The organism is Bacillus sp. FSL E2-8868 (genome assembly GCF_038005505.1).
GTDB classification, from domain to species: domain Bacteria; phylum Bacillota; class Bacilli; order Bacillales; family Bacillaceae_G; genus Bacillus_A; species Bacillus_A mycoides.
Map to the genome: position 1 here is coordinate 1919999 of NZ_JBBOTI010000001.1, position 24177 is coordinate 1944175.

General features: G+C 34.3%; 29 protein-coding genes. 20 read left to right on the top strand and 9 right to left on the bottom strand.

What is annotated here, in order from left to right:
* Window position 1: 1 nt before the first annotated feature.
* Both NSS74_RS10075 and NSS74_RS10080 read left to right on the top strand, forming a co-directional pair.
* A complete protein-coding gene (locus NSS74_RS10075; RefSeq protein ID WP_215601128.1) occupies window positions 2-562 on the top strand; it encodes a phosphatase in 561 nt (186 codons plus the stop codon).
* Window positions 563-1000: 438 nt separating this feature from the next.
* A complete protein-coding gene (locus NSS74_RS10080) occupies window positions 1001-2368 on the top strand; it encodes a lytic polysaccharide monooxygenase (protein WP_215600471.1) in 1368 nt (455 codons plus the stop codon).
* A gap of 212 nt (window positions 2369-2580) precedes the next feature.
* On the opposite strand, the gene NSS74_RS10085 is transcribed toward NSS74_RS10080, so the two are convergent.
* From NSS74_RS10085 to NSS74_RS10095, 3 genes are all read right to left on the bottom strand, one after another.
* Window positions 2581-3015, bottom strand: a complete 435-nt coding sequence (locus tag NSS74_RS10085; protein WP_098635744.1) for a GNAT family N-acetyltransferase — start codon at window positions 3013-3015, stop codon at window positions 2581-2583.
* A 105-nt stretch (window positions 3016-3120) separates the two neighbouring features.
* A complete protein-coding gene (gene rpiA / locus NSS74_RS10090) occupies window positions 3121-3783 on the bottom strand; it encodes a ribose 5-phosphate isomerase A (protein WP_002136714.1) in 663 nt (220 codons plus the stop codon).
* Between the two features lie 4 nt (window positions 3784-3787).
* A complete protein-coding gene (locus tag NSS74_RS10095) occupies window positions 3788-4108 on the bottom strand; it encodes a 2Fe-2S iron-sulfur cluster-binding protein (protein WP_002189833.1) in 321 nt (106 codons plus the stop codon).
* A 143-nt stretch (window positions 4109-4251) separates the two neighbouring features.
* Here NSS74_RS10095 and NSS74_RS10100 point away from each other — a divergent pair, with 143 nt between their 5' ends.
* On the top strand, window positions 4252-4938 hold the full coding sequence (locus NSS74_RS10100; RefSeq protein WP_088039528.1) for an RNA polymerase subunit sigma-70: 687 nt from the start codon (window positions 4252-4254) through the stop codon (window positions 4936-4938).
* Window positions 4939-4958: 20 nt separating this feature from the next.
* Window positions 4959-5540, top strand: coding sequence for an ATP-dependent Clp endopeptidase proteolytic subunit ClpP (clpP, locus tag NSS74_RS10105; RefSeq protein WP_016101280.1), 582 nt, complete (start codon window positions 4959-4961; stop codon window positions 5538-5540).
* A 53-nt stretch (window positions 5541-5593) separates the two neighbouring features.
* Here the strand turns inward: clpP and NSS74_RS10110 are convergent, their stop codons facing one another.
* Entirely contained in the window at window positions 5594-6451 is an 858-nt protein-coding gene (locus tag NSS74_RS10110) for a glycine betaine ABC transporter substrate-binding protein (protein ID WP_002085124.1), read from the bottom strand.
* Window positions 6452-6624: 173 nt separating this feature from the next.
* Here NSS74_RS10110 and NSS74_RS10115 point away from each other — a divergent pair, with 173 nt between their 5' ends.
* Window positions 6625-7830 carry a quaternary amine ABC transporter ATP-binding protein gene (locus NSS74_RS10115; RefSeq protein ID WP_340813478.1) on the top strand — a complete coding sequence of 402 codons (1206 nt, stop codon included), beginning with the start codon at window positions 6625-6627 and terminating at the stop codon, window positions 7828-7830.
* Window positions 7823-8659, top strand: a complete 837-nt coding sequence (locus tag NSS74_RS10120) for an ABC transporter permease (protein WP_002127727.1) — start codon at window positions 7823-7825, stop codon at window positions 8657-8659. The genes NSS74_RS10115 and NSS74_RS10120 overlap by 8 nt, the downstream gene beginning before the upstream one ends.
* A gap of 47 nt (window positions 8660-8706) precedes the next feature.
* Here the strand turns inward: NSS74_RS10120 and NSS74_RS10125 are convergent, their stop codons facing one another.
* A complete protein-coding gene (locus tag NSS74_RS10125; protein WP_061674237.1) occupies window positions 8707-8943 on the bottom strand; it encodes a hypothetical protein in 237 nt (78 codons plus the stop codon).
* Window positions 8944-9158: 215 nt separating this feature from the next.
* Between NSS74_RS10125 and NSS74_RS10130 the strand changes: the two genes are divergently transcribed.
* From NSS74_RS10130 to NSS74_RS10150, 5 genes are all read left to right on the top strand, one after another.
* Window positions 9159-9332: a hypothetical protein gene (locus NSS74_RS10130; RefSeq protein ID WP_002127725.1), complete on the top strand. Its 174-nt coding sequence runs from the start codon at window positions 9159-9161 to the stop codon at window positions 9330-9332.
* Window positions 9333-9436: 104 nt separating this feature from the next.
* Window positions 9437-9928, top strand: coding sequence for an HIT family protein (locus NSS74_RS10135; protein WP_201053641.1), 492 nt, complete (start codon window positions 9437-9439; stop codon window positions 9926-9928).
* The gene (locus NSS74_RS10140; protein WP_201052268.1) at window positions 9906-10748 is read left to right on the top strand and encodes a PP2C family serine/threonine-protein phosphatase; all 843 of its coding nucleotides are present in this window, start codon (window positions 9906-9908) and stop codon (window positions 10746-10748) included. Before NSS74_RS10135 ends, NSS74_RS10140 begins: the two co-directional genes overlap by 23 nt.
* A gap of 63 nt (window positions 10749-10811) precedes the next feature.
* A complete protein-coding gene (locus NSS74_RS10145) occupies window positions 10812-11129 on the top strand; it encodes a DUF4181 domain-containing protein (protein ID WP_080448074.1) in 318 nt (105 codons plus the stop codon).
* 165 nt (window positions 11130-11294) lie between these two features.
* A complete protein-coding gene (locus NSS74_RS10150; RefSeq protein ID WP_340813480.1) occupies window positions 11295-11678 on the top strand; it encodes a DUF4181 domain-containing protein in 384 nt (127 codons plus the stop codon).
* Between the two features lie 108 nt (window positions 11679-11786).
* Here NSS74_RS10150 and NSS74_RS10155 read toward each other — a convergent pair whose 3' ends face one another.
* The gene (locus NSS74_RS10155) at window positions 11787-12296 is read right to left on the bottom strand and encodes a GrpB family protein (protein WP_002200267.1); all 510 of its coding nucleotides are present in this window, start codon (window positions 12294-12296) and stop codon (window positions 11787-11789) included.
* A gap of 41 nt (window positions 12297-12337) precedes the next feature.
* Window positions 12338-13183 carry an oxidoreductase gene (locus tag NSS74_RS10160; RefSeq protein ID WP_207192355.1) on the bottom strand — a complete coding sequence of 282 codons (846 nt, stop codon included), beginning with the start codon at window positions 13181-13183 and terminating at the stop codon, window positions 12338-12340.
* A gap of 136 nt (window positions 13184-13319) precedes the next feature.
* Between NSS74_RS10160 and NSS74_RS10165 the strand changes: the two genes are divergently transcribed.
* The 7 genes from NSS74_RS10165 to lpdA all read left to right on the top strand — a co-directional run bounded on the left by NSS74_RS10165 (window position 13320) and on the right by lpdA (window position 20962).
* Window positions 13320-14279, top strand: a complete 960-nt coding sequence (locus tag NSS74_RS10165) for a helix-turn-helix domain-containing protein (protein ID WP_215600470.1) — start codon at window positions 13320-13322, stop codon at window positions 14277-14279.
* Window positions 14280-14402: 123 nt separating this feature from the next.
* A complete protein-coding gene (locus NSS74_RS10170; protein ID WP_215600469.1) occupies window positions 14403-15599 on the top strand; it encodes an MFS transporter in 1197 nt (398 codons plus the stop codon).
* Window positions 15600-15640: 41 nt separating this feature from the next.
* Window positions 15641-16120 (top strand): DinB family protein, encoded by a 480-nt coding sequence (locus NSS74_RS10175; protein WP_215600468.1) that lies wholly within the window; start codon window positions 15641-15643, stop codon window positions 16118-16120.
* 169 nt (window positions 16121-16289) lie between these two features.
* Entirely contained in the window at window positions 16290-17288 is a 999-nt protein-coding gene (gene acoA / locus NSS74_RS10180; protein ID WP_215600467.1) for an acetoin:2,6-dichlorophenolindophenol oxidoreductase subunit alpha, read from the top strand.
* 17 nt (window positions 17289-17305) lie between these two features.
* The gene (acoB, locus tag NSS74_RS10185; RefSeq protein WP_340813486.1) at window positions 17306-18340 is read left to right on the top strand and encodes an acetoin:2,6-dichlorophenolindophenol oxidoreductase subunit beta; all 1035 of its coding nucleotides are present in this window, start codon (window positions 17306-17308) and stop codon (window positions 18338-18340) included.
* Between the two features lie 27 nt (window positions 18341-18367).
* Window positions 18368-19567 carry a dihydrolipoamide acetyltransferase family protein gene (locus NSS74_RS10190; RefSeq protein WP_340813488.1) on the top strand — a complete coding sequence of 400 codons (1200 nt, stop codon included), beginning with the start codon at window positions 18368-18370 and terminating at the stop codon, window positions 19565-19567.
* A gap of 15 nt (window positions 19568-19582) precedes the next feature.
* The gene (gene lpdA / locus NSS74_RS10195) at window positions 19583-20962 is read left to right on the top strand and encodes a dihydrolipoyl dehydrogenase (RefSeq protein ID WP_016101291.1); all 1380 of its coding nucleotides are present in this window, start codon (window positions 19583-19585) and stop codon (window positions 20960-20962) included.
* Window positions 20963-21130: 168 nt separating this feature from the next.
* Here lpdA and NSS74_RS10200 read toward each other — a convergent pair whose 3' ends face one another.
* Window positions 21131-21724: a hypothetical protein gene (locus NSS74_RS10200; RefSeq protein WP_000914428.1), complete on the bottom strand. Its 594-nt coding sequence runs from the start codon at window positions 21722-21724 to the stop codon at window positions 21131-21133.
* Between the two features lie 220 nt (window positions 21725-21944).
* Between NSS74_RS10200 and NSS74_RS10205 the strand changes: the two genes are divergently transcribed.
* Window positions 21945-22601 carry a DUF4085 family protein gene (locus NSS74_RS10205; protein WP_340813491.1) on the top strand — a complete coding sequence of 219 codons (657 nt, stop codon included), beginning with the start codon at window positions 21945-21947 and terminating at the stop codon, window positions 22599-22601.
* Between the two features lie 50 nt (window positions 22602-22651).
* Here NSS74_RS10205 and NSS74_RS10210 read toward each other — a convergent pair whose 3' ends face one another.
* Window positions 22652-23143, bottom strand: a complete 492-nt coding sequence (locus tag NSS74_RS10210; protein ID WP_088033627.1) for a hypothetical protein — start codon at window positions 23141-23143, stop codon at window positions 22652-22654.
* A 251-nt stretch (window positions 23144-23394) separates the two neighbouring features.
* Between NSS74_RS10210 and NSS74_RS10215 the strand changes: the two genes are divergently transcribed.
* Window positions 23395-24165, top strand: a complete 771-nt coding sequence (locus NSS74_RS10215) for a DeoR/GlpR family DNA-binding transcription regulator (protein ID WP_340813493.1) — start codon at window positions 23395-23397, stop codon at window positions 24163-24165.
* Window positions 24166-24177: the final 12 nt, after the last annotated feature.

Here is a 24177-nt window from a genome sequence, read left to right on the forward strand (position 1 = left end):
AATGGAAAGAATGAAAATACTAGATGTAAATTTTGCTGATATGACAGCTACACCATTTTTTCAAGTGGAGGCGAAAAATAGAATTAGATTCGATATAGAATTATTTGAAGGTAATTTGAGAGGATTAAGAGGGATTTTGACTGAACTTTTTAAAAGTCCTGATACGATTGATGTTTCATTTATTTCCGGTTACATAACATATGGTAAAAGTAAGAGAATAAATGAGAAAATAAAAATTGGAAGGTTCATGAAGATTAAGAATTGGACAGAAACGAAAGTAGACGTTGATGATCTTGAAAGTACAATCATATTTACTACGATTAAAGGTGTACATGAAGATGAAGTATATAAGTATTGCAAGTATGTCGTTAATGGTGGTCAGCAAGCGTATATTTCTTTTTATAACGATACTTATTTATTGTATATAAGTACAGACGTTATTGACATTGTTTCACCAGATACAAGTTTAATAGAAAAGTTAAAACTTCAATACAGTGAAGAATATGATAAGTTTTATGAAACTATATTGACGGATTCGGAAATGTTTACAAGTGATAAGTAATTTCAAAGTATTGATAGAAAGATATATGGAAAATGGAGATGGCACGTTGTTTTAAAATAATGTGATCTCACATTGCCATGCGTTTTAAGTTAACGATGAAGGGTTTCAAGACGACTTGGTGCAATTCATCCATATATATACCTAAAATTTTTCATTACAAGTACTACAATTTCTATTGCTCACTTTTACTTTATAAATTTAGGATGTAGTTTTACGTGTTAGTAGTAATTTCACTGTTTCTGCACAACTTCTGCACACATTTAGGTGATTTCTATGTCATGATATATTCCATAAGTGAAATATTTCACAAGAAATGAAATGTTTCTTTACGACGGTGTATGCATATTTACGCATACACGAAATAAGATTGACTCTTGTTATTCTTTTACATCAAAGCCCACATTACACTACGAAGTATAACAAGAAGGGGACAGGAACATGAATAATCGATTTTTAAAACAACTACAAAACTTGAAAATGAACAAAAAAAGTATAGGAGCTGTTGCATTAACAGCTGGAATTATCGGCACGACACTTATTCCTCAAAATGCATACGCGCACGGCTTTGTTGAAAAGCCTGGTAGCCGTTCCGCTTTATGTAGCCCAACTTATGGTGCTCTAAATGTAAACTGCGGAAGTGTTATGTATGAACCACAAAGTTTAGAAGCTCCAAAAGGATTCCCACAAGGTGGCCCAGTTGATGGGCAAATCGCTTCTGCAGGTGGAAAATTTGGCGGTATTTTAGATCAACAAACAACAAATCGTTGGTTTAAAAATATAATCACTGGTGGGGAAAATACATTTACTTGGAAGTATACAGCACCTCACTTAACAAGCAAATGGCACTACTATATTACAAAAAAAGGATGGAATCCAAATAAAGCACTAACAAGAGCAGACTTTGAGCCAATTGGCACTGTACAACATGATGGTTCTGCAGCTTCAAATAATTTAACTCATAAAATCAATGTACCTACTGACCGTAGTGGATATCATGTGATTTTAGCTGTATGGGATGTAGCTGATACAGCAAATGCGTTCTATAATGTAATTGATGTGAATCTCATCAATAATGTGAAACCAGACACAGAAGCGCCAAGTATTCCAAATGGAATTCAGGCGCAAAAAGTAACAGCGAATAGTATAGAACTAACATGGAACGTTTCTACGGATAATGTAGGAGTAAAAGGGTACCAAATCTTCCGTAACGGAGAGATGATTGACACAGTACCAGGCACTTATTTTATTGATAAGAAATTACAACCAAGCACAGAATACACTTATACTGTAAAAGCAATTGACGCAGCTGGCAATGTATCGAAAGAAAGTACAGCGCTTACAGTGAAAACAACAGTTGAAGCTCCTGATACAGAAGCACCAACACAACCAAAAGGATTACATGGCATGGGAACAACAGCGTCAAGTGTGGATCTAATGTGGAGCCCATCTGATGATAACGTTGGAGTAGACTATTACGATATTTATAGAGAAATAGAAGGAACAATGAAAAAAATTGCAACATCCAATACGACTTCTTATATGGATAAAAATTTACTCGCTAATACTACTTATAAATATGCAGTGAAAGCAGTGGATGTAGTTGGAAATGAATCCGTACAAAGTGATACGTTCACAATTACTACAAAAACTGAAAGCGCTTCATATGAAGCGTGGGATGCAAAGAAAGCATATAAAAAGGGAGATAGAGTTTTACACGAGGGAAAAGTGTATGAAGCAGTCCAGAATTATGAAGGACATGGGGATCCAAACTGGATTTTTGCTTTATCCTTATGGAAAGCAGTGTAAGCTTTACCTCAAAATGAAATAAAAGATGATGGGCTTTGATGCAAAAAAAGGAAGTTTGAGAGTTAACTTTTCTACTTATAAAAAAGACGACGTATTCAGCGTCGTCTTTTTGTATTAATCTAGAATATTCATCAAAGAGACTTTCAAACGAATAAGCTACAGAAAGGTTACTATACGAATACATAATGTAGAATCATATAGTAACCTTTCTATTATGATAACACTTTCGTCATAAGTATATGCGCAATTCCATCTTCCATAAATACGTCGGAAGAAGTTTGATAGCCTAATTTTTCATAAAACCCTTCAGCTTGTGTTTGACCGTGTAGTTTAACTTTGTTTGCTTCTTTGTTACGAGCAATCTCTTCTAACTTTTGAATGATTACTTTGCCTAATCCGTATTTGCGATAGTCTTTTAAAATACAAATTCTTTCTAGTTTACCCATTCCGTCAACGAATCGTATACGGCCAGTTCCTACAGGAAGTTCATTATAATAAATTAATATATGTTTGCATGCCTCGCCAATTTGGTCATATGTATCGAATTCATCTTCAAGTGGGACACCTTGTTCTTTTACAAAGACTTCTTTTCGAATGTGAAAGGCAGTTTCTAAATCTGTAAGTTCTGTTATGAGTTTGGATTGCAAATTGTTCAGCCCTTTCTAGTGTGATATGAATGTGTTTTCATAGTATATCATACTGTAATGCTATAAAAGAAAAAACTGACTTGCAAAAGTCAGCCTTTAAAATGCTTAATATTCTTTTATACCGTTTTTTGTTCCGATGATTGCTTTGCTCGTCATATTGATAAATAATCCTGTTTCAACTACACCGGTAATCATCTTTAACTCTGTATGTGTATCATTTGGATTCAATATTTTGTTTGGAAAAATACAATCAATAATTAAATTGCCGTTATCAGTTATAAATGGTCCGCCATCTTTCATACGTAAACGCGTTTCGCATCCTAAAGATTGAATTCTCTTTTCAGTTTGCTTCCAAGAGAAGGGGATGATTTCAATAGGAAGTGGAAAGGTACCTAAATGTGAAACGAGTTTGGATTCATCTGCAATAATAATAAGTTCTTTAGAGGAGGTGGCAACAATCTTTTCGCGAAGTAATGCACCACCACCACCTTTTATTAATTGTAAATCATTATTGATTTCATCTGCTCCATCAATTGTGAGATCAAGTATATCAATTTCATTTAAAGAGATTAGCGGAATAGATAATTGTTTTGCTAATACTTCAGTTTCTTTTGATGTCGGTGCAGCTTGAATAGATAACCCTTCTTGTACACGGTGACCTAACTTTTGTATCGTCCAATATACGGTTGAACCCGTACCAAGTCCAATCGTCATACCATCTCTTACAAAGCCAGCAGCATATTCGCCTGCAAGCTGTTTTAAATTCATCATTTTACTCCGCCGGGCGTGATCCAGCATCTAAACCGGAATTTTCAACTGTAAGTATAGGGCGAACGGTAATATCTTTATGTACACGCATTTGGCACGATAATCGTAAGTGGTCTTCAATTCCTTTTTCCGTAATAGCTTGTTTTTCATCATTTGTCGCCTCACAAAAATCACCTGCAATGACTTCAACTCTACAAGTTGTACATCTTGCTTTGCCACCGCAACGATGAAGAATGTGTACACCGTTATCTTCAAGTGCTAATACTAATTTCGTTCCTTCTTTAATATCGAAAGTTCCGGTACCTTCCACTGTTAATTTTGGCAAATTGATTCCTCCTCATGTAAAATGCTATATAACATATTTATGACCCGTATTCATGAACATAAACATAAAATTAATTATAAGCCCCGTAACTTTTTTATTTGTTCAATCGTTTAATAAGTAAGCGCTGAAAAGGAGTGGTTATTTTGTGCACAAAAGTAACTCAGGTTTTAAAGAATCATATCGATATGAATCATTCAAATATAAATTTTTTAATTACACATTATGCAGAGGTAAAAAGATACTGTACGTTTTTGACGAAAAACAAATGGGATGGGGAAGACCTTGCCCAAGAAGCAATTTGCAAAGTTCTTCAAAAGTATAGTGAGAAGGAAATTTGTATAACGCTTCTGTATAAAATTGCTCGAAATCAATGGTTAGATCAAATGAAATCAAAATCCGTTCAAGAAAAGTTAGAACAGCAAAATACATTTGAAGAACCACATGGAAAAATTGCAGATTTGCATGAAATGGTAGGGAAAGTATTGTCTTCGTTAAATGTGCAACAATCCGTAATTTTATTATTGAAGGATGTTTTTCAATATAGTATCGCGGATATTGCAAAGATATGCTCTGTATCAGAAGGGGCAGTGAAAGCATCTTTATTTAGGAGTAGAAATAGGCTGAAAACTGTAAATGAAGAAGGCATTGAAATAGTGGAGTACACGGATGATGTTGAAATCGTTGTAACTTCTATTCGAGAAGAAAGACCTGAATTGTTGACGAAACTTCTCCCAACAATAGATTTCACTAAGTTACCATCAATACAACCAGTGTTATTCTTCAGTATGAAACAATCTTCTTCTTACAGTTGTATGCTTAATGCGGCATAAAACAGATGGAGGGATTTATAATGAGTGTAATTCCTTACGTAATAGAACAAACGAAATTAGGAGAACGCTCCTATGATATATATTCAAGATTATTAAAAGACCGAATTATTATGATTGGTTCAGAAATTAACGATCAAGTTGCAAGCAGTGTAGTAGCACAATTATTGTTTTTAGAAGCGGAAGATGCAGAAAAAGATATATTCCTGTATATCAATAGTCCGGGTGGTTCAACGACAGCGGGATTTGCAATATTAGATACGATGAACCTTATTAAACCAGATGTGCAAACACTTTGTATGGGCTTTGCGGCATCATTCGGTGCGCTTTTACTATTAGCTGGCGCAAAAGGAAAAAGATTTGCGCTCCCTAACAGTGAAATCATGATTCATCAACCGCTTGGCGGTGTAAAAGGGCAAGCGACGGAGATTGAAATTACAGCAAAAAGAATTTTAAAGTTAAAACACGATATAAATAAAATTATCGCAGAGCGAACAGGGCAACCAGTTGAAAAAGTAGCACATGATACAGAAAGAGATTATTTTATGACGGCAGTAGAAGCGAAGGAATATGGAATTGTCGATGCAGTTATTGAGAAAAAATAACATAAAACAGGCTAGAGAATATACTAAATTCTCTAGCCTGTTTTTGTCATTCTTTATTCTTTTATCCATTCATCAACTAAAGCTTGATTCTTTTTAATCCATTTTCGCGCGGCTTCTTCTGGATCTTTCGTTTTATTTAGCATGACCATTAAAGTACCTAGTTGTTCATCGTTCATTTTCCATTGATCAAAGTATTTCACAATATCCGGATGATCTTTTTCGAAACCTTTACGAACTGAGTAATAAATGTCATCTTTTTCACCATATACTTTCTTAGGGTCTTTTAAATATTTTAAGTCAAATTCTGAAAAGCCCCAATGAGGATTCCAAAGCGTAACAGCAATTGGTTTCTTTTTCGTATATGCCTTCTTTAGTTCGCTCATCATCGCAGCTTCTGAAGATTGGACAAGTTTTAGTTTTATATCATATTCCTTCATTGCTTTATTCGTTAAATTCATTAGGCTACTACCAGGTTCAATCCCAACAATTTTATTATCTAGCTCATCTTTATGTGCATTTAAATCTTCAATACTGTTAACGTTTTTCACATAAGAAGGGACGACTAAACCAAGCCCAGTACCTTCATACCATTTTGATTTTAAGACGAAGTCATCTTTGTAACGGGCATTTAATGGTTTATCTGTAACAGGAAGCCATACTTCTAGATTCGCATCAACATCACCACGTGCGACGCCAGTCCATATCGCAGCTTTTTCTAAATACATGAGTTCAACTTTATAGCCTTTTTCTTCTAATAAAACTTTCCACATATTTGCGGTTGCGATATTTTCTTTCCAACTTGTTACACCAAGTTTAATTTTTCCTTTCGAATTTGCATTTGTTGCATTACAAGAAGTGAAAATCATACTAATAAATAGTAACAGACTTATAATCCATATTTTTTTTCGCATTCAAAACCTCCTGTGAAGCTTTTGCTTTTTATAAATTAATCTATAAGTGAACCTTCTTATTATGAACGGAAACAAGAATTTTTAAAGAAATCTTATATATGTCATTTTTATGTAATATTTCTCTGTAAAATCGCAACACTATGTAAATAGATGGGTAGAAAAGGAGTAGTGACATGGATAATACAAAGGTACGTGTTGAAAATGTAACAAAAGTCTTTGGGAAACATCCGCAACGAGCGCTTACCTTATTAAAAGAAGGAAAAAGCAAATCGGAAATTTTAAAGGAGACAGGAATGAACGTTGGTGTGAAAAAGGCAACGTTTGAAGTATACACTGGAGAAATTTTCGTTATTATGGGTTTGTCTGGTAGTGGGAAATCAACGCTAGTTCGAATGCTAAATCAATTAATCAAACCGACAGCCGGGCATATATACATAGATGGTGAAGACATCGCAACGATGGGAAAAGAAGAATTGCGAAGAGTAAGAAGGACGAAAATGAGTATGGTTTTTCAGAAGTTTGCTTTATTTCCACATCGTACGGTAATACAAAACGTTGCGTACGGGTTAGAAATTCAAGGAGTTCCAGTAGAGGAACGAGAAAATAAGGCGTTAGAATCGCTACAGTTAGTAGGACTCGATCATCATAAAGATAATTACCCTAGTCAACTTAGTGGTGGTATGCAGCAGCGTGTTGGAATTGCAAGGGCACTAACGAATAATCCAGATGTATTACTAATGGACGAGTCATTTAGTGCATTAGATCCACTAATTCGAAAAGAAATGCAAGATGAATTGTTAGAGTTACAAGATAAAATGGAAAAAACAATTATTTTTATTACACATGATTTAGATGAAGCTCTTCGAATTGGTGATCGTATCGCATTAATGAAAGATGGAGAAATCGTTCAAATTGGAACGCCGGAAGAAATTATGATGAGTCCTGCCAATGAATTTGTAGAGAAATTCGTGGCGGACGTGAATTTAGGAAAAGTAATTACGGCGGAATCTATATTAAAACGACCGGAGACTTTATTAATTGATCGTGGACCACGTGTAGCACTTCAAATTATGAGGAATGCAGGTGTTTCTACCGTATATGTTGTAAACAAAAAGTATGAATTTTTAGGTATATTAACTGCGGATGATGCAAGTAAAGCAGTACAAAAACAGTGGCCGATTGCTGATTTATTACTTAACGATATTCCACACGTTTATCTAGATACATTACTGGAAGAAACGTATGCAAAAATGGTGGAGATGAAATATCCATTACCCGTAATTGATGAAAAGAAAAGGTTGAGAGGAATTATTAAACGTGAAAGTGTCATTCAAGCTCTTGCAGGTAACATTGAGGAAGAGGTGAAAGACGATGAATAATATTCCGCGCATTCCATTAGGCGAATGGGTCGATTCATTTGTTGCAAGTTTATATGAGCACTTTGAAGGCTTGTTCCGAGGATTCTCCTATATTATCGGTGGATTTGTTGATTTACTCACTAATTTTTTAACAATAATACCAGCCATAGTGATGATTATCATCTTATGTTTCCTCATTTGGTACACAACGAGGAAATTATCTTTAGTCATTTTTACGCTCATCGGATTATTATTTATTTTAAATATTAACTACTGGGCACAAACGATGCAAACATTAGCGCTCGTACTTACGTCAGTTATTATTTCAATTATTATCGGAATTCCCATTGGCATTTTAGCATCTCAAAATGAACGTTTCTCAAAATTTTTAAAACCGACATTAGATTTTATGCAAACAATGCCGGCATTCGTCTATCTCATTCCCGCGATAACATTTTTTGGAGTAGGCGTCGTACCAGGCATTATTGCTTCCGTTATTTTTGCTATGCCACCGACAATCAGATTTACAGACTTAGGAATTAGACAAGTTCCAGAAGATTTAATTGAAGCTGCGAATGCGTTTGGCTCTACCGCATCACAAAAATTATTTAAAGTACAATTACCGCTCGCAACGGGAACGATCATGGCTGGCGTGAATCAAAGTATTATGCTTTCGTTATCAATGGTTGTAACAGCTTCACTTGTAGGAGCGCCAGGACTTGGCGTCGATGTATATCGCTCTGTAACACAAGTAAATATCGGAATGGGATTTGAAGCTGGACTAGCTATCGTCGTGATTGCGATTATATTAGACCGAATTACGCAAGGGTTTTATACAAAAAGAAAATAATTCAAAAAACACACTTTATACTACAAAGTGTGTTTTTTGAATTCGAATTACATCCGAACAATAACAGAACCTCCAGCTGGTGCACAAACTTGGTTTTGCTGTTGTTCCATTGATTTTATTAATTGATTATTTTCTTCGATTAATGAGATTAATTTAGCTAATTGGCTTTCAAGGCTTGCGATGCGCTGCATCATGTATTGCGAATCATAATGCAGTGTATTCCTTACTGGATGGGGGGGGTAAGCATATTGTTGATTTATATTTGGATTCCAATGAGGATACATTTGAATCGTTCCTCCTTCAATAAATTACTGATCTTTCTTATAGTAAATGCCTATGTATATGTAATGGTGACTTAAAAATTCTTTCAAACGAAGAGGATTATGTAGGGGGAATGGAAAAGTAATAAAGTACATTTTCTGGAAATTTTCAAGCGGAATAGCAAATATATTAGTAGACAGCAACGTTCATGTAAATGGATATTATATGGGGAGAAATTATGAGAGGAGATGCTATTTTGGCTAATAATAAAAAAAGAAATGATGCTATGACAATTGGTGTCGCTATAGGTGTTGTAATCGGTGTAATTCCTGGTGTATTTACTGATAATATAGCAATCGGAATAGCGATTGGGATTGCAGTTGGAATGGGGATTACGCTTTTGAAGAAATAATGAGTTGTAAATTATTTTAATGTGAAAATTCTACTTTCAAAAGATTGAATTTTCGGAATATAAAACCTATTTTTCCTTTTTTTATGATATTATATATGCAAAGGATGGTGATGGATATGCCAATAAACAATCAAGCAGAACAAAACTGCTTCATTTGTGAAAAACATAAAGGGAACATTACAGTTTCAGGTGGAGCTATTTACGAAGATGAACTCATTTACGTTGGACATGTCCATTGGGATGCAGAAGAAACATATCTTGGTTATGTAATGATTGATATAAAGAGACATGTACCTGGTCTCGCTGAATTAACTGAAGATGAGGCAAAGGCATTCGGACTGATAACAAGTAGAGTAAGTAAAGCGCTTAAAGAAAGCAAAGGTGCAGAACATATTTACAGTTTCGTTTCAGGTAATGGTGTACCACATTTGCATATGCACATTATTCCACGTTATCCAAATACACCAAAAGAGTTTTGGTCACCGACTGAAGTAGCAAATTGGACTGGTGTACCACATGGAGATTCAGAGAAAATAAAAAAACTATGCGAAAGAATACGAAAGTATATGGTAAATGAGTATGCATACAACAAATAATACACAATATTCATGGGTTGGAAGTAGAGAAATGTGTTTAGACGAAGTTTCAGTCAAGCAATATGGTGATATTGTACTTGGTAAATACGGCGGGAATATAAGTGCCGGAGCAAAAAAGAATGAAGACGGTGCATTAGTTTGGTCGAATGGTGATTGGGAATTCGCTGTTATATTAGACGGGCATAATAGTGCGAAAAGTGTTGAATTAGTAGTAAATACAATCCAAAAAGAATATGAAAATATAAAAGCGATTATGAAAGAATCAATTAAAACAGTATTTCGATCTGTTGAAAATCATATACTTACAATTTTTCAATCCTCCTCATTTAAAGAAAACTGTAAAAGAGTAAAAGGTGAAACTGCTTGCTTAATATGCGTAAGAAAAGAAAATTACATATGGTGGCTTTCCATAGGTGATTGCTTAGTTTATGTATTTCATGATGAATTACATAAATTAGGACAATATACATTGAATCAACGCCACTTTTACGAATGGATTGGAAATGTAAACACATTTGATTTACCCGTTCCTTGCTATTCTTCAGGAATTCGTGAACTACGTACTGGAAAGAATCGAATTGTAATGGTGACAGATGGGGTATTAGAATGCGGGGAACGCCGTTATGAAACGCCATTAAATCTTTATAATGATATGAATGGAAAAAATATTGAGTTAAAAGAAAATATTCATAATGTGTTAGAACATGTTCATCATCAATTCGGACGAGATAGTGCGACCATTATTAGTTGGGATTATGAAAATGATGCATATGCTACGTATCCGAGTGATCAGCCGGAGAAAATTAAAGTGAAAAAATAAAAAGGAGAGGGTTTTCTGTCAGTTACAAAAATATCCTTATTAATTTTATGGGTGCTATCTTTATTGGTTTTTGAAAGAATAGCGAGAAGACAGTTAAATATACCGAAACAAAAAGGATGGAATAACCAATATGTGAATGATACACATAAATGGGGAAATAGAATTATTATTTCCTCTTATATAGTTGTTATTGCTATAAGCACTTTTCTTCCAAATCGTATATTTATGGGCTATGTACCTCCTTTATTTTTTATTACGTTATATGGATTTCAATCATATATGGAGTGGAAATATGATAAGGAATCGCGGGAGTTTTTGATTTCATTATTAGGAGTTGCAGCATTAATAATAACAGGGTTCATACTATATTTCTTCCTTTAATATAGTATAAATTTAAAGCAAGAAGAAGAGAAGAAATGAAAAAACCTTTCTTACGTGCAGAATCGATCATTTTTAATGAAGATCATTCAAGAATACTCGTTCAATAACCGTTACTATAGTCCACTTTATTTTAAACAATTCAATGAAGTAATAGGAGGAATGATATTGAGAACCTATACATTTTGGATTATAATTTTTGTTTTTTGTATAGCGGGCTACTTTTTGGATCGATTTTTAAGAAAAAAATTGAATATGCCAAAGAGCGGATTTTGGGGATATAAGAAACATGTAAATAGTTCACATAAAAAATTGGAAATAGGACTACTTTTTATTTATTTAATAACTAGCTTTATATTTATCTTTAAATTCGAAAGTGTAAATATTGCTTATGTCATTTTTACTTATTTAGGGGGGACGATAATCTTAAGAGCATTGATGGAATGGAAGTATGATAGAGAATCGAAAGAATATATATTTTCGATAATTGGGATATTCACGTTTATTTTTATGACTTCAATACTATTTTACTTCTTCCCATCTGCTGCATAATAAAATGATTTTTGAAGGTATAAATAATGAAATAACTAATTAATAAGAAACCATTTATCTATACATGAATGGTTTCTTATTATGTGTACGAAGTTCGGTCTTCGCAATTTAATCATTTATTTTAGCCAATATGGATTTAATGAAATTTGTTTTATCCTCTGCATATTTATGCTTATCATTAGGGTTAGCTGTTGAAAGTTGAATCTTTAACTGTTCATACTGCATACGAGAAGTTTTATTGTCTATTAAGTAATCTCTGAATTTTAATTGTTCTATTAAATATGGATTCCCTTGTTCATACATATGAATTTGATGAGTTCTTGGCTCACCTTTATTGAAATAATACCTTTCGGGTAATACATCTTTTCTATATTTATAATTTAATTGTTCTAGGTTCGTAATACATTTTAGACCACTTTTGGAATCTCTTAATTCCATCGCAATATCAATAATAGGTTTTGCGCTTAAATGCGGGATGGAAGTACTTCCAATATGGTGTATCGCTAAAATATATTTTCCAATGTGTTCCTCAATTAATTGTTTTTCTTTTGAAAACTCAAATTCCCACTCTTCGGACCACGGAACTAAAAACACTTTACCATAGGGTAAACCTAGCATTTAATTAGCACCCCCTTACATATTTTTTCAATAAAGTTACTTTACATCTTCTTAAAACTCCTCAATACAAGAAACTCCCACAATCTCCAAGGAAGAACCTTCTTCGCAAAGATCATAAATTTTACACCTTTCCCAATTGGGTATCGTAATGTAGTACGCCTTGCTTCAGCAATTTCTACGATTTTATTTGCAACATCCATCGGATTACCAAGTGTATCGTTGCCATTGTTTATGTGCTTTTGTATTTTATCCATATATTCTTTGTAAGGAGAGGTTGTATCAGATTGGTTTTCAGCTAATTGTTTACCAACTTCCCATATGTTCGTGTTATAAGAACCAGGTTCAAGTAAGGCAACGTCTATTCCGAAAGGCTTTACTTCTAAGCGAAGGGATTCACTCCAGCCTTCTAATGCATATTTTGAAGAAACGTAAGGAGATAGACCAGGGAATCCTACTTTCCCGCTAATACTGCTTATATTAATGATTTTTCCGCTTTTCTGCTTTCTCATATATGGTAAGACAAGTTGCGTGATGGATATAGCTCCAAAAAGATTTGTTTCAAATTGTTTACGGTAGTCCTCCACTCGGATTTCTTCGATAAAGCCCCCATTTGCATATCCTGCATTATTTATGAGAATGTCTATTCTGTTTATTTCGTTTAAAAATAATTGGAAGTTATGTATAGAACCTTGATCTGTTACATCTAATTGTTGAACTTTTATATTTTGTTGTAAGTCGAGTTTAGTAGCTTGAGATATTAAGTCTATTTGTTTCTCAAGATTGCGCATTGTAGCAATGACAAAATAGTCTTTTTTTGCAAGTTCAAGTGTCGTTAAAAGTCCGAATCCACTTGATGCTCCTGTAATAATCGCGATTTTTTTATTCATTGTTCGCTCGCTTTCTTTTTCTTTTATCATAACGAGTTATAAAGAGAAAATCTATTTATTGTATAAAGATATTTGATATAATTGAAAATAATTATCAATTAAATTTTGATTTTTACATAAAAGGAGTGTGGGGTTCATGGAGACTAACGGTTTTCATGATATTTTTCATAAATATTTTTATGGTTTACAAGTTGTAGAGGAAAGACATATGAATGTTCCAAAAACAATAGGTATGGGTGAAATACGAAGATGGACTTCATTTTCAGGTATGGAAATTGTGTTATCAAATTATCAATTTCATAATAACCATCGCATCCAGTTTGCATCTGATGCAGCAATGGTGGAGCTTAATTTTTGTTTACAAGGGTTCGGAGAAGTGCAAGTTGGTCATTCTTCGTATGAATTAATGACTGGAAATAGCTATTTATATTTTATGAATGATTTTGATGTAGTATTTGAATATGAAAAAGAAACGCCTCTATATTCATTAGCGATTGGGATTCCTGTACAATTGTTTAATCATTTCATGATGAATAATGCTATTGAAAAAAGTCTTGATTTTCATTCTATATTAGGAAATCAATCTTTTAAAAAGTTTCAAAATCCAATCGACTCTATAACATCTAGTCTTATTAAGAGAATGATAGAGCATCCCCAAAAGGATCGTATTAGTCAACTAGAATTAGAAAGTAAAGCGCTCGAATTGCTTTCTATACATTTTGGGAGAGTGTTGCTTAATGATTGTGACGCAAATAAAAGGAGTCAATTATCAAAACAGGATTTGAATAAAATAAAACAGGCTGAAGAAATTTTACTTCAACGAATGGAATCACCCCCATCATTATTAGAATTAGCTAAAATAGTAGAGTTAAATGATTATAAATTAAAAATTGGGTTTAAAGAATTATTTGGGATGTCCACATTTGCATATTTACGAGAAAAGCGTATGGAACATGCGATAGATTTACTGCGTTCGGGAAATAGTAATGTGACCGAAACGGCATTTGCAGTTGGATACAATAATGTCAGTCATTTTTCAGAGTTATTTCGTAAAAAGTATGGAATGAATCCATCAGAACTTTTACGTATTTATTAACGTAAAAAAGGAATAATCCGCTATACCGTAAATTCCTCCGTCATTTGGTAGTTGCTTTTTGTAATGGTCATTATAATTACAAACAACATCCAATTGGAAATAACTTTTTATGGAGGAATTTAAATGAAAGAACGGAATGAAAGTCATTTTTGGATATTTGTATTAACAGGAATGTTTCTTATTATAACAACGACGGGTTTTGCACGTATGGCATATGGAATTATATTACCGTTTATGCAAGAAGGACTCCATTTATCTACAGCTCAAGCAGGTATGTTAGGAACTATACTCTTTTTAGGGTATTTATTAACAGTCGGAACATCTGGAATACTTACTATCCGTTTTGGAGCAAAATCAGTTTTATTAATAGGGAGTTGGCTCGTCGTTATAAGTTTAATAGGATTATCATTTGTTCCTTCAGTTTGGATAGCTGCTATTTTTATGCTATGTTCTGGAGCTGGAAGTGCTCTTGTATATACACCACTCATGTCAATAACAGTAGGATGGTTTCCAGAAAAAAGAGGAACTGCAATGGGGCTATTATTAAGCGGTGCTGGCATAGGTATGCTATTTAGTGGAATAATTGTTCCTTATATAGTACGTACATTTCCAGAGTATAGTTGGCGTGGTTCATGGCTTTTGTTTGGCGTTATTACATGTATTGTTGTATTCGTTTCCTCAATTGTTTTGAAAAATCCAGAAGTTACTGAAGATGAGGGGGAAAGGAATAATAAGTCGTTTTTATGGAAAACGAAAGAGTTATACATCATTGCATGGATGTATTTTATTGTGGGCGTTGTTTATTTAATTCCAAATTTATATCAAACTAGTTTTATGATTAATAATGGTATTTCGGCATCAATTTCGGGAACTGTTTATGCGATTGCAGGAATGTTTTCAATCGTAGGAGCTCCTGTCTGGGGATTGATTTCGGATCGGATTGGTATAAAGAAGACGTTATGTATTGCACTTTTATTAGCTGTAATAGGTGATATGATTCCAATTATATTTGGACATACCATTGGCTTTATCGTGTCGGCAATTATTTGGGGTTCCAGCCTCGGAGGTATCCTTTTATTAATTCAAGTTGCTGCTTCAAAGCAAGTATCTCCGAAATATGTCTCAATGGCAATTAGTTTTATATCCGTTTTCTATGCAGTTGGTCAAATGATTGGACCAGGACTTGCAGGATGGATTATCGGGGAAAGTGGATATACAACAGCTTATGGATTAGGTGCTTTCGGTTTCTTTATGTGCATATGTTTGGGATTAAGGCTAAAAAGAGGGGATCTGGCAAACTCAGCGTATATAGAGAAGTGAGTATTGTCTTGAAATGAATCTTTTTAATGGGGGGAAGCAAAGTGTTCCATGTTAAAGACGTATTAGCAGATCAGTTATTAGCAAATGCGAATGATCCCAGTTGGTATATTCCATTTTCAGATGCAGTTAAGGATTTATCTGAGAGAGAAGCTTTCTGGAAACCGAATGAAGAGTGTAATAGTATAGCTGAAATTGTACAACATTTACTGTATTGGAATACGACGTGGCAAACTAGGTACAAAGAATCAAATGTTAATGCTGTGCCCGCTATTGGTGATAATAACAAAAGTTTTATGCTATCAGATAATCAAACATTTGAAGAGTTAAGAGAAAAACTATTAGAGAAACTGTTACAATGGCAAAGTCTCATAAATGAAGACAAGGTTGAAAGTGATGTAATTGGATTTCCTGTATCTGCGAAGTGGTGGGAAATATTAGCTAATGTAACGACTCATAACGCGTATCACATTGGTCAAATTATTTACATCCGGAAATTACAGAAGAGTTTTGATAATGAATAAGATAATAATTCTCAAATTAGGTGAACAAAAGTGGACAAAACGAGACAGATGTCTCATTTTGTCCACTTTTTTATTATGAAAGAAAAGAGAAAACCTATTAAATCAGGGATTAGAATTTGGCACAGTACTTGCAATATAAAAGATGAACAAGAAAATAGGAGGGCTGGACATGTTAAAAACAACTGAAAGTAAAGGGAATGAAATTACGAAAGAACAAGCTCGTTGGATGTATGAAAAAATGTTAGAAATTCGTAAGTTTGAAGACAAGGTGCATGAATTGTTCGCGCAAGGCGTTCTGCCAGGTTTCGTTCATTTATACGCTGGTGAAGAAGCAGTAGCAGTTGGTGTATGTGCCCACTTAACAGATAGTGACAGTATTACAAGTACGCATAGAGGTCACGGCCATTGTATCGCAAAAGGTTGTGATTTAAATGGCATGATGGCCGAACTTTTTGGGAAAGCGACAGGGTTATGTAAAGGTAAAGGTGGTTCAATGCATATTGCCGATTTAGATAAAGGAATGCTTGGTGCAAATGGGATTGTAGGCGGAGGTTTTCCACTTGCTTGTGGTTCGGCATTAACAGCTAAATATAAAGAAACGAAAGATGTAAGTGTTTGCTTCTTCGGTGACGGAGCAAATAATGAAGGAACATTCCATGAAGGGGTTAATTTAGCAGCGATTTGGAAGTTACCAGTTATTTTTATCGCAGAAAATAACGGTTACGGTGAAGCAACAACATTTGAATATGCTTCTAGTTGTAACTCTATTGCTGATCGTGCAAAAGCATATAACATTCCGGGTGTTCAAGTAGATGGAAAAGATCTATTAGCAGTATATAAAGCGGCGGAAGAGGCTGTTGAGCGTGCACGTAATGGCGGTGGCCCAACTTTAATTGAATGCATGACATATCGTAATTACGGTCATTTTGAAGGAGAAGCACAAACGTATAAAACAGCGGAAGAAAAAGAAGAACATTTAAATGAAAAAGATGCGATTGTGCATTTCCGCAAGCATTTAATTCATGAAGCTTTATTAACGGAATCCGAACTTGTGGATATGGAAAAGGCAGTAGATGAAGCAGTACAAAAATCAATTGAATTTAGTGAAAACAGTCCATATCCAGAGGATGAAGAATTATTAAAAGATGTATACGTTTCTTACAAATAAGAGGAGGGTGAAAAATAATGACTAGAACAGTAAGTATGTCAACTGCAATTAATGAAGCGATGAAAATATCAATGCGTCGTGATGAAAATGTAATTTTAATCGGAGAAGATGTTGCAGGCGGTGCACAATTGGATCACTTGCAAGATGATGAAGCATGGGGCGGTGTACTCGGTGTTACGAAAGGACTTGTACAAGAATTTGGTCGAAATCGTATTTTAGATACTCCAATTTCAGAAGCGGGTTATATGGGAGCGGCGATGGCAGCTGCTGCAACAGGTTTACGCCCGATAGCTGAATTAATGTTTAATGATTTTATCGGTAGTTGTCTTGATCAAGTATTAAACCAAGGTGCAAAGTTCCGCTATATGTTCGGTGGAAAAGCGAAAGTGCCAGTTACAGTACGTACGATGCACGGTGCTGGATTTAGCGCAGCGGCACAGCATTCACAAAGTTTATATGCGTTATTTACGAGCATTCCAGGTATAAAAGTTGTCGTTCCTTCCACTCCTTATGACGCAAAAGGCTTATTATTAGCGGCAATTGAAGATGACGACCCAGTAATCTTCTTTGAAGATAAAACACTTTACAATATGAAAGGCGAAGTACCAGAAGGGTACTATACAATTCCTTTAGGAAAAGCAGATATTAAACGTGAAGGTTCTGATGTAACAATCGTTGCAATTGGAAAACAAGTTCATACAGCGCTCGCTGCTGCTGAGCAATTAGCGAAAAAAGGACTTGAAGTAGAAGTAATCGATCCGCGTTCTTTATCACCACTTGATGAAGATACGATTTTAGCATCTGTTGAAAAAACGAATCGCCTAATTGTTATTGACGAAGCAAATCCAAGATGTAGTATCGCAACAGATATTGCGGCAATTGTAGCGGATAAAGGATTCGATTTGTTAGATGCACCTATTAAACGAATTACAGCACCACATACACCAGTTCCGTTTTCGCCACCACTTGAAAAGTTATATTTACCAACGCCGGAGAAAGTAATTGAAACTGTATCAGAAATGATCGGAGACCAATCTTTATTACGTGTGTAATAAAACGATGAGAAGGGAGAGAGAAACATGGCTGTAGAAGTTGTAATGCCGAAGTTAGGTATGGCGATGAAAGAAGGTATTATTACGAGCTGGAATATTAAAGCAGGTGATAATGTAGAAAAAGGTGAACTAATTGCTAGTATTAACTCGGAAAAAATCGAAACTGAAATAGAAGCACCAGCTGATGGAACTGTTCTTGATATAGCTGTAAGTGAAGATGAGGGAGTGCCGCCGGGTACTGTAATTTGCTACATCGGTAAACCGAACGAAAAAGTAGAAGTTCATGAAAACATACATGTTGTAGAAGAAAAAGCATCTAATCCAGAACCTAAAAAGGTACAACATCCAGAACCATATGCGATAGATGTGACGAAGCAAAGAGTTAAAATATCTCCAGTAGCAAAGAAAATTGCAAAAACTGAAAATCTCGATATTAGATCATTAATTGGTACAGGACCTGGCGGAAGAATTACAAAGATAGATGTATTAAAGGCGCTTGAAGAAAGAGTAGCAATTCCAGAAGTACTTGAACAAGAAGAAAGTAAAGTCATTCCTATTACTGGTATGCGAAAAGCAATTGCGAACCGTATGCATGCAAGCCTACAAAATAGTGCGCAATTAACATTAACGATGAAAGTAAATGTTACAGATTTAGTTGCTTTACATAAAGAAATAGCGGAAGTTGTACAAAAACGATACGATAACAAACTAACTATTACTGATTTCGTTTCTCGTGCTGTTGTATTAGCGCTTAGAGAGCATAAAGAAATGAACAGCGCGTATATAAATGATGCCATTCATCAATTTGAACATGTTCATTTAGGTATGGCGGTCGCGTTAGAAAAAGGATTAGTCGTTCCAGCTATTCGCTTTGCTAATAATCTATCTTTAGTAGAGTTATCTAAAGAGATTAAAAATGTGGCACAAAAGGCACGAGCAGGCAGTTTAAGTAGTGATGATATGCAAGGGACAACATTTACAATTAGTAATTTAGGTAGCTTCGGTATTGAATATTTTACGCCAGTATTAAATACACCTGAAACTGGTATTTTAGGTGTAGGTGCAATTGAACATGTTCCTGTATATAAAGGGAAAAAATTAAGAAAAGGAAGTATGTTACCTTTAAGTTTAACATTCGATCATCGTGTACTAGACGGTGCACCAGCAGCTGCATTTTTACGCACAATTAAACGTTATTTAGAAGAACCTGTAACAATTCTTTTATAAAGAGAAGGTGAGAAAATGAGTAATTTAGTTGTTATTGGGGGCGGACCTGCTGGTTATGTAGCGGCAATTACCGCGGCTCAAAATGGAAAAGATGTCACTCTTATTGATGAAGCTGATCTTGGCGGGACTTGTTTAAATGTCGGTTGTATGCCTACGAAATCATTGTTAGAAAGTGCGGAAGTATACGATATTGTTAATCATGCGAATCGTTTTGGAGTATTAGTAGATAAGCAGAATATATCAATTGATTGGAAACAAATACAGACGAGAAAATCACAAATCGTAACGCAGCTCGTCCAAGGAATCCAATATTTAATGAAGAAAAATAAAATAAAAGTTATACAAGGTAAAGCGAAATTTGAAACGGATCACCGTATGCGAGTTACACACGGTGATAAAGAAGATGTAGTACATGGAGAACAGTTCATTATAGCGGCAGGATCAGAACCAACTGAATTACCTTTTGCTCCATTTGATGGGAAGTGGATTTTAAATAGTAGTCATGCAATGTCCCTAGAAAATATACCAAAATCATTATTAATCGTTGGTGGTGGTGTAATAGGTTGCGAGTTTGCAAGCATTTATAGTCGTCTTGGAACAAAAGTTACGATTGTTGAAATGGCATCGCAATTATTACCTGGTGAAGATGAAGATATCGCACAAATTTTAAGGGAGAAACTAGAAAATGATGGCGTAAAAATATTTACAGGAGCGGCTTTAAAAGGATTAAATAATTATAAGAAGCAGGCTTCATTTGAATATGAAGGAAGTATCCAAGAAGCCAACCCGGAATTCATTCTCGTTTCTGTAGGTCGAAAACCACGTGTACAAGAATTAGCTTTAGAAAAAGCAGGCATTCAATTTTCAAATAAAGGAATTTCTGTGAATGAACATATGCAAACAAACAGATCACATATTTATGCAGCGGGTGATGTGATTGGTGGAATACAGCTTGCTCACGTTGCCTTCCATGAAGGAACGACAGCGGCATTACACGCGAGCGGAGAAGATGTGAAAGTAAACTATCATGCTGTACCTCGCTGTATTTATACAGCTCCAGAAATTGCTAGTGTCGGTTTAACAGAAAAAGGAGCAAGAGAGCAATACGGTGACATCCTCATCGGAGAATTCGCATTTACAGCGAACGGAAAAGCGCTTATTATTGGAGAACAAACGGGGAAAGTAAAAGTTATTGTGGAACCTAAATATCAAGAAATTGTAGGGATTTCTATTATCGGTCCTCGTGCAACCGAACTAATCGGACAAGGAACGGTGATGATTCATACAGAAGTAACCGCTGATATAATGAGAGATTATATTGCAGCACATCCAACTTTATCTGAAGCAATCCATGAAGCATTATTGCAGGCAGTAGGACATGCTGTACATGCTTGAAGGTAAAAAGACCAGTCTAATAGGACTGGTCTTTTTAGTAAATAATATTTAAGTAGCAATATGTATAAAAAGATACTAGAAAAATCACTATACTCTCATGTTTTTTTAATCGATGAGAGTATAGTGATTTTGAAACTTCTTCACTTATTTAATTGAAATGCGCTGTTACTATTTAATTTCAATAGCTGAAGTTATATCGTTCCAATCTGCAGCTAAATTAGCAGTTTGACCATACCAATCAGAGTGTCTAAAGGAGACACCTTTTCCATATCCTTGAGTTGAAGAATGTTCCCATAGTGTTGTTGAATAACTTGCAGAAGGTGAAGCTGTACTTACAGAAGAAATTCTGTCGTTCCAGCTAGAAGGTAGGTTTTTAAAACCACTGCTCCAATAAATATACTGTCCACCTTTATTTTGATGCTCATAAAAATCGGTACTACCAGCACCACTACCTAAAGGGTTAATTTGATTTTTAAGTGCCTTTTTATCCTTTTCAATAAAAGCATTCAATGTTTCTCTGCTAGTAAAGCCATAAGCTAACCAATCTCCATTTTCATTTTGCTTAGGTAGTACCATAGTAATTTGGATGTCTTTTTTTGATTGATCGCTTAATTTTGTGAATGAATTAACATTCTTTTCATCAACTTTTAAATAATCAAATGATTTAATTGTATTATCTTTTTCTGCAGCACTTACTACTCCTAATCCTCCAGTTAATGCAAAACCTGCTACTAATGCCCCTGCTACTAATTTCTTCAACATATAACCATCCCTTTTTGTTTAGATTTTTGTACAGGTAAAACTTGTACATGTAAAATGTATTCTAATTTCATATTTTTGTAAATATTCTGAAGTTTTAGAAATAATAGGCGGAATATTTACATTTTTGCATTTATTCTTTAGAAAAAATAGCTATTGGAATGATATAATAAATAGATATATTGCTTTTGTTGGATGTTGAAATGTTTTAGGAGGAAAGCCATTGAAGTATTTCAATAAAGATTGGTATAAAGAAATGCAAGTATCTGGATTTTTAATTTTCTCAGAAACATTAGAAGAATGGGAAGAGATTTTGCGAGAGAGCGAAAAGGTAGGAATGAATTATAAGAAAAGTTTGAGAGAAGACGTGGAAGAAAAGAAAGAAGATTTATTAAAGTTTCTACCTAAGTCACTACATCCATACATTTATGACAATACAATTAAGTCAGAATACCCATCAGAAAAGTTAAAGAAACTTACGCTTGATTGGACAGAAGATTATGAGAAAAGAATGAATGATTTAGAACAAGCTTATATAGATAATTATAATGCTATAAAAGAAAAGCTCACGCAGAATGTCGTTCAACTACATGAATACTCACTACATGACAGTGTAGTCAAAACAGTAGAGAGAAGATCAAAAGATACGCTAATTATTACTTTAGATTGCAGTGGTACTTTCAGTGAATTTGACAAACTGGAAGTAACTTTTACAGGCGTAACGAAATGTTCTATTCTGGAAAATTTTGAAGGTGCTTGGTGGTTATATCATGAAATAGATCTTACTAATGAAGGTTTCGAATTGGGTGTTTTATTTGATTGCCCATTTGAAGAAGTGACGATTTGTGCAAAAGATATATTGTTTGAGAAAGGTAACTAGTAAACTTTATAACTTTACAAACAAAAAAAACAGTCTTATATGACTGTTTTTTATTTAGATGCTAAATTATCAAGTTTCCAATATGTATCTGTTAACGGCGCAGTTTTGCTATCTATGTATAAATACATATTATTTAAATCTTTTGGAGAAGTTTTCATATTAAATACAATGTCGGTAGTTAAAGAAAACTCAGATGGAACCTTTTTAGCATTTTCATTTTGTATAAATTCACCTTCGTATTTTTCACCCGTTTTTTCATCTTTTATGAAATATTTTATTTCTGAAAGATCTATCGTTTGTCCGTCAGCACGAGCATTATTTATAGTAACGCGAGCTGTGAGACGCCACTCTTTGTCTATTTTATCGAATTTTGCATTTTCAACAGTTGCTCTATAGTATTCGTTTTTAAATATTTCCCCATAGTGCATTGCATTCTTTTCAAAAGCGCTCTTTTCTTGTTTTGGTGCAGTATTTCCACTACATCCTGCCATTATTCCTGTAAATAATAATGCTGTACAAGTTACTTTAATTATAGATTTCATAGTAATCCCTTTCTGTATTAAAAAGTAAAATATAGGAATAATTTTACATCAGTAGGAAGGGAAATGGAAGTATGTTTGTGGAATATGCAAATATACATTTATTTCGTTTTCAAGTTAATGGGATAGAAAGAGGGAGAAAAACTGTATAAAGCTGAATAAATAAGAATTGAAAATATTGTAATACAGAAAAAGCATGCATATAATTAAAATAAAGATTAAATTTCTGAATCTTCAATAATGGTGGTGATAACATGTTCACTGAAGAGCGTAGAGAGAAAATTTTAGAGTTACTTAAGAGAGATGGAAGAGTAATCGCAAAGGATCTTGCGGAAAGTTTTGATATGTCTATTGATTCTATAAGAAGAGATTTGTCTATTATGGAGAAGGATGGTTTATTAAAAAGAACGCACGGAGGTGCAGTTGAACTTACGCGAGTGAGAAACTTAGCTGCCGAACCATCGAAACGTTATCGTGATAGTTCAATAGATGAAGATGCGATGGCGAAAGTTGCTGTATCCTACATACAAGAAGGAGATTCCGTTTTTATTGGCGGGGCTTCCATTCATTATGCCATGTTAAAGTATTTACCTGAAACATCATTTACAGTTATTACGAATGCTTTAGAAATTGCTAGTAAGTTACGGGAATATAAGAACATTGATACGTACTTAATTGGTGGAAAAGTGAAACCATCAGGAAATATGACAGATACACTGGCCTCTGAATTGATAGGTAGATTCTCTATTGATCTTTATTTCTCTACAGGTGGCGGTATTTCATTGAATGGTATAAGTACTGCGACACCGGAAGTTGCTTATTTTGGAAAAACAGTAAGTAAAATTGCTAGAAGAAATATTTGTTTAGCTCCTCATAATAAACTTGGAATAGACTGCTTTATAAAAGGAGAGTCACTAATAGAAATTGACCTTATAATAACAGATAAAGGGGCTAGTAAAGAAACGATTCAACAATTTGAGAAACAAGGTAAAGAAATTGTAATAGCGTCAATAGACCTCAATTAAAAGGGAGTTTGA